At 70.9% G+C, this 11226-nt stretch carries 11 protein-coding genes and 2 pseudogenes; 5 read left to right on the top strand and 8 right to left on the bottom strand.

Features of this window, described 5'->3' with window-relative positions; genetic code table 11:
* Positions 1-572: pseudogene (locus I53_RS12525) on the bottom strand (DNA translocase FtsK); the annotation flags it as partial.
* A gap of 239 nt (positions 573-811) precedes the next feature.
* On the opposite strand from I53_RS12525, the gene I53_RS12520 reads away from it, so the two are divergent.
* The 3 genes from I53_RS12520 (at position 812) to I53_RS12510 (ending at position 3907) form a co-directional block, all read left to right on the top strand.
* On the top strand, positions 812-2875 hold the full coding sequence (locus tag I53_RS12520) for an NAD(+) synthase (protein WP_043351159.1): 2064 nt from the start codon (positions 812-814) through the stop codon (positions 2873-2875).
* Positions 2876-2991: 116 nt separating this feature from the next.
* On the top strand, positions 2992-3222 hold the full coding sequence (locus I53_RS12515; protein ID WP_043351157.1) for a hypothetical protein: 231 nt from the start codon (positions 2992-2994) through the stop codon (positions 3220-3222).
* 280 nt (positions 3223-3502) lie between these two features.
* Complete coding sequence (locus I53_RS12510; protein ID WP_043351152.1) at positions 3503-3907, top strand: PilZ domain-containing protein; 405 nt, start codon at positions 3503-3505, stop codon at positions 3905-3907.
* Positions 3908-3910: 3 nt separating this feature from the next.
* Here the strand turns inward: I53_RS12510 and I53_RS12505 are convergent, their stop codons facing one another.
* Positions 3911-4348 carry an HIT family protein gene (locus tag I53_RS12505; RefSeq protein WP_043351147.1) on the bottom strand — a complete coding sequence of 146 codons (438 nt, stop codon included), beginning with the start codon at positions 4346-4348 and terminating at the stop codon, positions 3911-3913.
* Positions 4349-4541: 193 nt separating this feature from the next.
* Between I53_RS12505 and I53_RS12500 the strand changes: the two genes are divergently transcribed.
* Together I53_RS12500 and I53_RS12495 are read left to right on the top strand one after the other, a co-directional pair.
* Positions 4542-5501, top strand: coding sequence for a cation diffusion facilitator family transporter (locus I53_RS12500; protein WP_043351145.1), 960 nt, complete (start codon positions 4542-4544; stop codon positions 5499-5501).
* 547 nt (positions 5502-6048) lie between these two features.
* Positions 6049-6309, top strand: a complete 261-nt coding sequence (locus I53_RS12495; RefSeq protein WP_236952722.1) for a PepSY domain-containing protein — start codon at positions 6049-6051, stop codon at positions 6307-6309.
* A gap of 68 nt (positions 6310-6377) precedes the next feature.
* Here the strand turns inward: I53_RS12495 and I53_RS32520 are convergent.
* From I53_RS32520 to I53_RS12470, 6 genes and pseudogenes are all read right to left on the bottom strand, one after another.
* A pseudogene (locus I53_RS32520) lies at positions 6378-6479 on the bottom strand (IS1595 family transposase); the annotation flags it as partial.
* Entirely contained in the window at positions 6479-7333 is an 855-nt protein-coding gene (locus tag I53_RS12490; protein WP_043351144.1) for an SDR family oxidoreductase, read from the bottom strand. The pseudogene I53_RS32520 and the gene I53_RS12490, both read right to left, overlap by 1 nt.
* A gap of 10 nt (positions 7334-7343) precedes the next feature.
* Positions 7344-7523, bottom strand: a complete 180-nt coding sequence (locus I53_RS12485; RefSeq protein ID WP_043351142.1) for a DUF1328 domain-containing protein — start codon at positions 7521-7523, stop codon at positions 7344-7346.
* Positions 7524-7635: 112 nt separating this feature from the next.
* Complete coding sequence (locus tag I53_RS12480; protein WP_051044789.1) at positions 7636-9015, bottom strand: chloride channel protein; 1380 nt, start codon at positions 9013-9015, stop codon at positions 7636-7638.
* Between the two features lie 103 nt (positions 9016-9118).
* Entirely contained in the window at positions 9119-9406 is a 288-nt protein-coding gene (locus tag I53_RS12475; protein ID WP_043351140.1) for a GCG_CRPN prefix-to-repeats domain-containing protein, read from the bottom strand.
* Between the two features lie 285 nt (positions 9407-9691).
* Entirely contained in the window at positions 9692-11080 is a 1389-nt protein-coding gene (locus tag I53_RS12470) for a deoxyribodipyrimidine photo-lyase (protein ID WP_043351137.1), read from the bottom strand.
* Between the last annotated feature and the right edge of the window lie 146 nt (positions 11081-11226).

Genomic DNA, 11226 nt, shown 5'->3' with positions numbered 1-11226 from the left:
CGGGCGCGCTCCAGGGCGACGCGCTCGGCCTCCAGGGCGCGCTGGCGGCGCTCTTGCAGGACAGAATCGGGGGTGCGGGTGTAGCGCACGGCCGAGGGGGCGGCGGCCTGGACCGGCGCGGCGACCGGCGCACCGGCCGGCACGCCCTCGGGGGCGATGGCGGCGGGGCGGCGCGGCTGGCGCACCAGCACGCCCGGCGAGGACGCGCTGCGGTCGATCCGGCTCTCGAAGGCCGGCGCATCCAGGGCGTCGAGGCTCGCCCGGTCGTCGAAGACCTGGTCCGGCCAGTGCGGTTCGGGCGCGGCCGCGCGCGGGGCGCGCTCGGCGGCCTCGCGGCCGACCATCGCGCCCGGCGGCGTGAGCCAGCTCGGCTCCGCCCGGCGCCCGGGGGCGCCGTAGGACGGGCGGGCGGGGAGTCCGGCCGGGGAGCCGGACAGGCGGCGGGTGAGGCTCGCGCGGAGCGCCATCAGCCGGTGCGCCAGGGCTCCCAGGGAGAGGCCCGAGCGGTCGCCGCCGCGGACGGGGCGGGCGGGGTCACGGTGGGAGTACGGAGGCCGTCCCGATGCGCGCATGGGTTCTCAGACGATACTCGAAACAGGGATCCGCCGACGCGCGGCGGCTGTTCCTGAGTTAGGCCATTCGTCGTTAATGGAGGCTTGCCACGGGCCGCGCTGCGGAAACCATGCCGGGAAACAGAGCGGTTCGTGCGCCGTGCAGCCAAGCCGCCGCGGGCGCCGACCGCGTCCGATCGCCCGTGCCGGGCCGCATGCCATATGATACCCGCAGCCATTCCTCATCCGGACAGGTGCCCGTGTATCCAGCCACCTCCGAATCGCCGGCGCGCTTCCGCTCCCTCTACCGCCACGGCTTCGCCCGGGTTGCGGCCTGCACAGGCCGGAGCCACCCGGCCGAGCCCGAGCGCAACGCCGACGCGATCCTCGACCTCGCCCGGAGGTGCCACGATTCGGGGGCCGCGCTGGCGGTCTTCACCGAACTCGGCCTCTCGGCCTACGCGATCGAGGACCTGCTGCTCCAGCAGACCCTGCTGGACGCGGTCGAGGCCGCCGCCGCCCGGGTGATCGCCGAATCGGCCAATCTCCGGCCGCTGCTGCTGGTCGGCGCGCCGCTCCGCTGGCGCCACCGCGTCTACAATACCGCGCTCGCCATCCAGGGCGGCCGCCTGCTCGGCGTCGTGCCGAAGACCTTCCTGCCGAACTACCGGGAGTTCTACGAGAAGCGCCACTTCGCCTCCGGCGCCGGGATCACCGGCGAGACCATCCGGGTCGCCGGCCACGAGGCGCCGTTCGGCACCGACCTGCTGTTCCCGGCCGAGGACCTGCCGGGCCTCGTGGTCGGGGTGGAGATCTGCGAGGATCTGTGGGTTCCCGAGCCCCCGGGCATGCGCGCGGCCCTGGCCGGCGCCACGGTGCTGGCCAACCTCTCGGGCAGCCCGATCACCGTCGGCCGGGCCGAGTCGCGGGCGCTCCTCTCGCGGGCGGCCGCGATGCGCGGCGCCTGCGCGTATGTCTATGCCGCCGCCGGCCAGGGCGAATCGACCACCGACCTGTCCTGGGACGGCCAGACCAGCATCGACGAGCTGGGCGTGCGGCTGGCCGAGGGCGAGCGCTTCCCCGCGGGCCCGGTGACGACGCTCGCCGACATCGACCTCGACCTGATCGCCCAGGAGCGCCTCCAGGCCGGCAGCTTCGACGACGACGCCCGGCGCCAGGCCCTGCCCTATCGCCGGGTCCCGTTCCGGCTCGACCCGCCGGAGGCCGATCTTGGGCTGATCCGGCGGATCGAGCGCTTTCCCTTCGTGCCCGCCGACCCGACGCGCCTCGCCCAGGATTGCTACGAGGCCTACAACATCCAGGTCGCCGGCCTCGCCCAGCGCCTGGAGGCCACCGGCACCCGCCGGGCCGTGATCGGCGTCTCGGGCGGCCTCGATTCGACCCACGCGCTCATCGTGATCGCCAAGGCCTTCGACCGCCTCGGTTATCCGCGCTCGGACATCCTGGCCTACACGCTGCCGGGCTTCGCCACCTCGAACGCCACCAAGACCAATGCCCACGCCCTCATGAAGGCCCTGGGCTGCACGGCCGCCGAGATCGATATCCGCCCGGCCGCCCGGCAGATGCTCGCCGACATGAACCACCCCTTCACCAGGGGCGAGGCGGTCTACGACGTGACCTTCGAGAACGTGCAGGCGGGCCTGCGCACCGATTACCTGTTCCGGCTGGCCAACCAGGCGGGCGGCATCGTGGTCGGCACCGGCGACCTCTCGGAGCTGGCGCTCGGCTGGTGCACCTACGGCGTCGGCGACCAGATGAGCCACTACGCGGTCAATGCCGGCGTGCCGAAGACCCTGATCCAGCACCTGATCCGCTGGGTGATCGGCCACGGCGAGGTCGGGCCGGACGAGGCGCGCACCCTCCAGGCGGTCCTCGACACCGAGATCTCCCCCGAGCTGGTGCCGGTGGACCAGGATGACAGCCCGCAGAGCACGGAGGCCACGATCGGCCCCTATGCGCTGCAGGACTTCAACCTGTTCTACACGCTGCGCTACGGGTTCCGACCCTCGAAGATCGCCTTCCTGGCGCTCCACGCCTGGGGCGACAGGGACAGCGGCTTCTGGGCGCCGGACTTCCCCGAGGCCAAGCGGGTCGCCTACGACCTGCCCGAGATCCGCCGCTGGCTCGGCGTGTTCCTCACCCGCTTTTTCGGCTTCAGCCAGTTCAAGCGCTCGGCGCTCCCCAATGGGCCGAAGGTCTCGGCCGGCGGCTCCCTCTCGCCCCGGGGCGACTGGCGCGCGCCCTCCGACGGGTCGGCGCGCATCTGGATCGCGGAGTTGAACCGAAACGTCCCCGAAACTTGACCGACACAAACTCGACCGATTGTGCCATTATGAGCACGGTCAAGCCGATTCTTCGCAATGCAAAATGCCGTATTGGGAAAATTTGGCTTTGAGGGCGGCCAGGCGGAGGACTTCGGATGCGAAGCTACAACCTGTTCCAGCTCAAGAGCGTCGAGGGTCTCTGCTGCGCGGTGCCTGAGGCCAGCACCGTCCCGCCTTTCATCGGCGCCGGCCGCTGGACCTTCGGCGGCAAGCTCTGCGACGGCAGCCGGCAACCCCTCGACTTCGACGACCGAGCCGCCGACACCGCCGTGCGCTTCAACGGATTCTACCTGTTCCAGACGGTGGACCGGCGCTTCATCGCGTGAGCGGGGGCATCGGGAAGGACTGAGCGCGCCCATGCGGCGCGCGGGCCGAGCCGCCGGCCGGCGTTCCGCAACGCAGCACGAAGAACGCCGTCCGCCCGGCGGCGCCAGCCGCGCCGGCTTGAAACCGGATCGCCCCGCGCGCCGAGCCGGGACCCGGCGATGGGCCCCCCGTCGGCAGGGATCCCGCCGCGCGGCGGGCCCCGACTCTGCGATCGCAACGAAGATTCCTTAAGGGCTGGCGTGCAGGACTGGCGGCATCGTCAGCTTCGGAGCCGGCCGCATGTCGGAGCATCGCAGAGAGGCGCGCCAGAGGGTCTTCCTCAAGGGTCGCATCGTCTTCAACAACGGCTCGTCGAGCTTCGATTGCCTCGTGCGCGACATGTCCTCCGCCGGTGCACGGCTCGTCATGAGCGACGCCACCACGCTCCCGGAGGCCTTCGATCTCTACATTCCGCAGAAGGATCGGACCTACCGGGCCATCCTGCGCTGGCGCCGGGAGGACGGCATCGGCGTGACCTTCGAGCAGCCGGCCAGCGCCGCGCCCGCGGCGCCCGTTGCGGCCGCGACGGACGCCTCCGTGACCCTGCTGCTGAAGCGCGTCAGCGAACTCGAGACCGAGAACGCCGCCCTGCGCCGCCTGCTCGCCAGCATGGCCCAGTCGGCCGATCCGGCGAGCGCGGCCTGATCCTCAGCCCTGCCCCTCCAGGGCCGCGCGGATGCGTGCGGCATGCTCGGCCAGGACCGCGTTGTCGGCCATCCCGCCCTCGTGGCGCTTGAGCGGCACGCCCTCACGCCGCGGGATGATGTGGACGTGCAGGTGGAAGACGGTCTGGCCCCCGGCCGGCTCGTTGAACTGGAAGAGGGTCAGCCCCTCGGCCTGGAACGCCGCCTTCACGGCGCGGGCGACCTTCTGGACGCGCGCCATCAAGACGCCGAGCGACTCCGGATCGGCATCGAGCAGGCCCCGCGACGGCGCCTTCGGGATCACCAGGGTGTGGCCTTCCCCCTGGGGCATCACGTCCATGAAGGCCAGCGTATGGTCGTCCTCGTAGACGCGGTGGCAGGGGATCTCGCCCCGCAGGATCTTGGCGAAGATGTTGTCGGGATCGTAGGGGGCGTCGGCCATGCTGCCTCCGGGTCTCCGTGAGCGGTCGTCGAGCGGTTGCAGGTTGCACGGGCCACCCACCCGCGTCCACACGGGAACAAGCGGCCTGCCGCAACGCTTGCCTCGCCACGGCCGCAGCGCCGTGCCGGGCTCCGTCGGTCCGGCTTCCAACGAGGCGCGCAGGTCGGCACGCGGCGCGCGCAAGGAGTTCCGGATGGCGCACGAGAGCACGGGGGCGATCTACGCGGCCGCGGGGGCCAATCTCGCCATCGCGGCGGCGAAGTTCGTGGGCGGTGCGCTGACCGGCTCGACGGCGATGCTCGCCGAGGGCGTGCACTCGGTGGTCGACACGGCCAATCAGGTGCTGCTGCTCGTCGGCATGAAGCGGGCCGGGCGCCCGGCCGATGCCCGCCACCCGTTCGGCTACGGGCGCGAGATCTACTTCTACGCCTTCGTGGTGGCGCTGATGATCTTCCTCGGCGGCGGCCTCTTCGCGATCTACGAGGGGATCGAGCGGATCCGCCATCCCGAGCCGGACGTCGATGCCGAGCTGTTCGGCTATCGGCTGCCGGGCCTCTGGGTGAATGTCGGGATCCTCGGCTTCGCCATCGCGGCGGAGGGCACCTCCTTCTTCGTGGCGATGCGCCAGTTCTGGGCCGAGAAGGGCCAGCATTCGGCCGTGCGGGCGATCCGGCGCAGCAAGGATCCGACCCTGTTCACGGTGCTCGCCGAGGACACCGCCGCCCTAATCGGCCTCGTCATCGCGCTCGCGGGCGTGGCCCTGTCGCATATCCTGGAGATGCCGAGCCTCGATGGCTGGGCGTCGGTGGGCATCGGCCTCGTGCTCGTCGGCATGGCGGTGTTCCTCATGGTCGAGACCCACGGCCTTCTGATCGGCGAGGCGGCCGATCCCGAGATCGTCGCGGCGATCACGGAGCTGGCCCGGGCCGAGCCGGGCGTGCTCCACATCAACGAGGTGCTGACCCAGCACCTCGGCCCCTCCGACATCCTGGTCAATCTCAGCATCGACATGGCCGACGACCTCAGCGCCGGGGATGTCGAGAGCCTCGTCACCCGCCTCGACCGGGCGCTGAAGGCGCGCAGCCCCGACGTGACCCGGGTGTTCATCGAGATCCAGCACCACGGCGACCACACGGTGCGGCGGGCGGCCTGAACGGGACTCGCTGGGCCCCCGGCCCGCAGGTCTCGCATCTGAAGCGGCGAAGCCGGATCGCGGCGTCGATCCCGCGTCCTCACGCGGGGACGCATCAGACGGCGGCCGGTCGAGCATCCGGGCGAGGAGGGTCGGCCCCTCGCCGGGACGGCCATGAGAACGTGCGGTGCCCCCGATCTCGTGGCGGAGATCGCCGCGCTTGCGACCACCCACGTCATCGCCCGCGGGGCGCTGCGTCCCTTGTGCCCTCTCGGGCGAGGGTCAGGGTCGCCCGGCTCGTCCCGATGACGGCCTGTTCCACGCCTGCACGGCTGCCCCCTTCGAGGGACGCGGCGTCTGCGAGACAGACCTGAGTTCGGCCATCTCCTGCATCGCGACGAGAGCGGCGTCGCGACATTGGCTCAGTCTTTCGGAACGGCAATTCTATCGTTCGGCCGTCCGCCAGGGCCGGTGACTGAAGCGGCCGGCAGAAAATGACGATGCGATACCCCCCGTATGACTGGGGCACCCTAGATCATTCTCCGCGTGACCTCATGAGATACAGACAATGATCAAGCGAACGATGCTCGCACTCGTCCTTGCCCTCGGCGCAAGCGCGCCCGTCACCGCCATGGCCGATCAGCCGGGGCCGGACTGGATGCCGGTGGAACAGGTCAAAGCCAAGCTTCTATCGTCGGGCTACACGTCGATCACGAAAATCGAGGCCGACGATGGGCATTGGGACGGCGAAGGGATCAAAAACGGACAGAAAATGAAGTTCGAGCTTGATCCCAAGACGGGGGAAATCCTCGGCGAGGCCCCCCATTAGGGAGGCCGAGGGCGGACCATGCGTTGCGGGTGTGCCGCCGGATCGTCGGTCGTTCGTGCTTCGACCTGACGTGTTTTCGGCTTGCCGGGCTCAACGCCGATGAAGGTCTCGTCCGCCTCCACGTGGCCAGTGCCGCCAGCCGGCGCGTCCATCGGGATGGGCGCGCCGTTCAGTCGCTCCGGCCGACCTGACGGAGGCTGAGCGCCCAGAGCTGTTCCTGCACGGCCTCGTCGCGGCTCTCGGCCGAGGAGACCTTCGGCTGCCCGTGCGAGAAGTAGCGGCCGGTGACGCCGTCGAGGTCAGGGGCGCTGGCCACGCGGAGGGAGGTCCGTGCGCCCTTCTCGGGCGTGATCAGGAACGGCCGCATCAGGGCCCAGGCCGCGCCGAACAGGCCGCCGGTGTTCTTGGCGAAGCCGGTGTTGACCACCCCCGGATGGAGGGCGTTCACCGTGATGCCGCTGTCGCGCAGCCGGCGGGCCAGGGCATAGGTGAACAGCACGTTGCCGAGCTTGGCCTGGGCATACGCCCCCATCGCCCGGTAGCGCCGGGCGCCCTCGATGTCGTCGAAGTCGATATGCCCCCGGTAATGGGCCGCCGAGGCGACGTTGACGATCCGCGGCCTTCCGCCGGCCGCCGACGCTTGCCTCAGGGGATCGAGGAGTTCCAGGGTCAGGAGCACGTAGCCCAGATGGTCGAGCGCCCAGGTGCGCTCGATGCCGTCGGCGGTCAGCGTGCGCCGGTCGAAGATCGCGCCGGCATTGTTCACCAGCACGTCGAGGCGCGGATAGGCGGCCCGCAGGGTCTCGGCGAGCCGGTGGATCTCGGCCTGCGCGGACAGGTCCGCGCAGTGCGGCTCCACGGCGGCACCGGGCACCGCGGCGCGCATCCGGTCGGCGCAGGCCTGCAGCTTCCCGGCGTCCCGGCCGACGATCGCGACCCGCGCGCCGAGGCGCGCGAGCCCGAGGGCCGTCTCGTAGCCGATGCCGCCGGTCGCCCCGGTGACGAGGCAGACCGTGCCGCGCACGGTGCCGGCCTCAGAAGACCGCCTGACCGACCGCGAAGGCGATGACCACGATCACGATGGCGATGACCAGGAACAGCCCGAACAGGATGCGGGCCAGCGAGCCGGCTCCCGAGGCGATTCCGGTGAAGCCGAGACCGCCGGCGATCAGCGAGATCACGAAGCAGATGAGGGCCCATTTCAGAAGGGTCATGACGTCACTCCGGCTGCGGCCCGGCGCGGGGCCTGTCGCTTCTGCCTCAACCGACGCCAAGCGAGACCGTTCCGCGGATTCCGGCCCGCGCCGCTTATAGTCTTACGTGAGGTCAACCGGTCTTCGCCACGGGCTGCGCCGGCACGTCGGCGCGCTCCAGCATGATCTCCGCCAGGGTGTGGTAGAGCCCGCCCCGGCAGACCGCCTTGGAGGCGGCATCGGCCAGGAGGGCCGCGACCATCAGCGGAATCACCATCGCGTGGTTCTGGGTCATCTCGGTGACGATGACGAAGCTGGTGATCGGCGCCTGCAGCACGCCGGTCAGGTAGGCCACCATCCCGATCAGCACCACGGCGCCCACGGGCATGTCCGGCAGGAGGCCGTGGACCGTGCCGCCGAGGCCGGCGCCGACCGCCAGGGACGGCGCGAACAGGCCGCCGGGGATGCCGCTGATCGAGCTCAGCACGGTGGCGCCGAATTTCAGGGGCGCGTAGGTCCAGCCGGCCGCCGCATCCCCGTGGAGGATGGCCCGGGCCTCCTCGTAGCCGGTCCCGTAGGCCGCGCCCCCGGAGGCGAGGCCGCAGAGGGCGACGCACAGCCCGCAGACCGCGGCGAACACGACGGGCCGCCGCCGGATCAGCCGCCCGGCCGCCCCGGGCAGGCCGCGGGCGAACAGGATCACGACGCGGCTGAACAGCCCGCCCGCGAGGCCGCCGACCACGGCGACGAGCGGCACGATCCAGGCCGCCGCCAGCGGCAGGGCGGCATCGGTCGTCCCGAAATAGGTGTAATTGCCCAGAAGCCCGAGGGAGGTCAGGCCCGCCGCGACGATCCCGGCGACGATCAGGCCCGAGGAGCGCGCCTCGTAGGCGCGGCCCAGTTCCTCGATGCCGAACACGATGCCGGCCAGCGGCGTGTTGAAGGCCGCCGCGACGCCGGCCGCGCCGCCCGCGAGCAGCAGCCCGGGCAGGCGCTCGGGGGTCAGGCGCCCGAAGGCCGCCATGATCGCCGCGCCCACCTGCACGGTGGGCCCCTCGCGGCCCGCCGAGGCGCCGCAGAGCAGGCCCAGGAACAGGACCAGCACCTTGCCCACCGCCACCCGCGGCGAGATCAGGGAGAAGCGGAAGCGCGCGTCCCGGGCATGCCGGGCGGCGATCACCTGCGGGATGCCCGACCCTTGCGAATTCGGGAAGACCGTGCGGGCCAGGAGCGCCGCGAGGGCGAAGCCCGCCGGCGTCAGCACCAGGGCGATCAGCGGCGAGGGCGCGGTGAGGCGCCGGAACCCGTCCTGCGCGAGGTCGGCGCCCTTGGCCATCAGCACGGCGGCGAGACCCACGCCGATGCCGCCGACCAGGAAGAGCAGGCGACCGCGCCAGAGGGGAAAGGCCTCCATCGAGGCCGACCGCAGGCGCATGATCGAGCGGCGGTAGCGCGAGCGTTGCGGCGGCGGGGCATCCTTGGTGTCCCCAACGTCGTCCCGCATCTCGACCATGAAAGAGCACCTCGTCCGCGCAGCCGGAGCGGACGCTATAGCGCAACGGTCGAGGAAAGACCCGTTTCAAGGGAGGCCGGCACGCGCGTGCCGGCCCCACCGCTCACCAGCGGTAATGCCACGCGGCCCGGCGCCAGCCCCCATGATGGTGCCAGCCCCAGGGGCGGTGCCAGCCGACCCGGCGCCAAGCCCAGGGACGGTGCCAGCCGTAGACCACCGGCCGCGCGTAGTAGACCGGGCGGTAGGCGTAGGGACGCCAGTTCGGCTTGCACCAGCCGGACCAGCCCCGGTGGAAGCCCGGGCCGCAGCCCTGGGCGGCGTCCGCCGTGCCGACCGTGGCGGTCAAGGTTCCGAGCGCGAGGAGTGCTGCGCCTGCAAGCTTCATTCGCATCGTCGTCCTCCTTTCAGTCGCAAGCTATAGCGATGATCCGGTCTCGGTCGGACCGAGATGTCACCGGATGATGTCCGGCCGTTTGCGAGGAGCCGGAAGTGCGCTCGAAACACCCGGAGCCGGGACAGCGTTTCTTCACAAACCTGTGTGCTGCTGAGACCCGGGATCCGGCCGAAGAAAGCGTTGCAATACGGTGGGGGGACCGCACGGACCGGGCGCGCCGTCGCGCGATGATTGCGACGATGCTCCTGCGCCCGGAAAACGCCGGACGGGCGGCGCGCCCCCTCACCCCTCGGCCGCGCAGAGCGTCTCCACGGCCCGCACATAGGCCTTGGCGTCGAACTTCTTGAGCGAGTTCTCGCTCTGATACCGCACGGTGCCGAAGATCTTGCGCTTCTGCCAGGGCCGGTCGTGCAGGCCGTACACCCAGGCGACGTTGGTGAAGGAGTTCGGATCGCGCCCGTCGAGGAAGTAGCGGTTGTTCAGCCGGAGCGTCCGGGCGAAGCCTTCCTTCGGCGACGGGGACCATTCGAGGATCTTCTTGCCCCAGTACATCCGCAGCTGATTGTGCATGTAGCCGGTCTCGCGCATCTCGCGCATCGCGGCGTTCCAGTAGCGGTCGTGGGTCTCGCCGGCGGCGAGCTGCTTCTCCGAGTAGGCGTGCGGGCGCGCGTCGGTCGCGTGCTCGGCCAGCGTCTTGCGCGCCCAGTCCGGGACGGCCTTGTCGTAGTCGTCGTAGCCCTCCGTGTAGAAGACGTGGTTCATGGCGAGCTCGCGCCGGACGATCAGCTCCTCCAGATAGGCACCGCGGTCGTCGGAATCGCCGATCCCGGCCTCCCGGACCGCCAGGGCGATCTCGACCGGCGAGATCTGCCCGAAATGCAGGTACGGGCTCATGTGCGAGGCGGCCGCCGCCTCCGGCCTGTTGCGCCCCGCGCCGTAGCCGGCAAACCCATTCTTCAGGAACGCCTTCAGGCGCTTGCGGGCCTGCGTCTCGCCGCCGGTGAACCGCTTCACCGGCCCGACCGCCCGGTCGAGGCTCATCCCGGCGAGTACCGCCTCCGGATCGGAGACGTCGACCGCGCTCTTCAGCTTCAGGCGATCGGCCTTGTGCTTCACCGTGCGGGGCTTCAGCGCCGCGATGAACGGGTCCCACAGCCGGTTCAGCTTCGGCCGCAGCGTCCGGGCGGCGTATTCGTGCTTTCCCGAGGCCGTCTCGACCGGCACGACGACGTCGCCCTCGACCTGGACGATCCGCGTCGTCACCGCCTCGGCGATCTCCCGGTACCAGCCCTTCTGGATGGCGAGATAGCCGCGGTCGAGGACGAGGAGCGCCGCGTCGGCGGCGAGGTCGATGGCGATTTGCGCGGGCGAGACCTTGCGCATGACGAAGCCGATCCCGCGCTTCTCCAGGCCCGCCTTCGCATCCGCGAGACCCTGCAGCAGGAAGGCGTAGTGCCGGGCATTGGCTTCGGGAAAGCCGCTGGCGCCGTCGAGCAGGCCGAAGCAGGCGACCACCGGCAGGCCGAGGCGGTTCGCCTCCTCGATGGCGAGTTCGAGGGCCGGGTTGAACGTCGCCCGGTTGGCCTGCTGCAACAGGTACAGGACGTAGGCGCCGTCTCCGCGGGGCTCGACATCGTTGAGGATCCGGATCCGCTCACCCTGGATCGCCATGCTGACCTGCCCCTTGCTTGGCGCGCCGCGCCGGAAACTTGGCTGGAGAATGTAGAACGTTCGGGCAATTCGTCCGTTCCGGAGGCGCGGATGAAAAGCCGCATTCGAACCCTCGGGCCGGGCCCGGGTTCGAACCTGCAAAATCG

This window comes from Methylobacterium sp. B1 (assembly GCF_000333255.1).
Lineage (GTDB): Bacteria > Pseudomonadota > Alphaproteobacteria > Rhizobiales > Beijerinckiaceae > Methylobacterium > Methylobacterium fujisawaense.
Note: the sequence above shows the minus strand (reverse complement) of the source record. Positions and strands in the feature narration are given on the sequence as shown.

Coding starts and splice junctions, on each gene's coding strand:
- I53_RS12505 (WP_043351147.1), bottom strand. CDS start 4,348: ATGGCCGACGCCCCCTACGATCCCGACAACATCTTCGCCAAGATCCTG.
- I53_RS12485 (WP_043351142.1), bottom strand. CDS start 7,523: ATGACCCTTCTGAAATGGGCCCTCATCTGCTTCGTGATCTCGCTGATC.
- I53_RS12475 (WP_043351140.1), bottom strand. CDS start 9,406: ATGCGAATGAAGCTTGCAGGCGCAGCACTCCTCGCGCTCGGAACCTTG.
- I53_RS12500 (WP_043351145.1), top strand. CDS start 4,542: ATGGCGCACGAGAGCACGGGGGCGATCTACGCGGCCGCGGGGGCCAAT.
- I53_RS12515 (WP_043351157.1), top strand. CDS start 2,992: ATGCGAAGCTACAACCTGTTCCAGCTCAAGAGCGTCGAGGGTCTCTGC.
- I53_RS12495 (WP_236952722.1), top strand. CDS start 6,049: ATGATCAAGCGAACGATGCTCGCACTCGTCCTTGCCCTCGGCGCAAGC.
- I53_RS12510 (WP_043351152.1), top strand. CDS start 3,503: ATGTCGGAGCATCGCAGAGAGGCGCGCCAGAGGGTCTTCCTCAAGGGT.
- I53_RS12470 (WP_043351137.1), bottom strand. CDS start 11,080: ATGGCGATCCAGGGTGAGCGGATCCGGATCCTCAACGATGTCGAGCCC.
- I53_RS12480 (WP_051044789.1), bottom strand. CDS start 9,015: ATGGTCGAGATGCGGGACGACGTTGGGGACACCAAGGATGCCCCGCCG.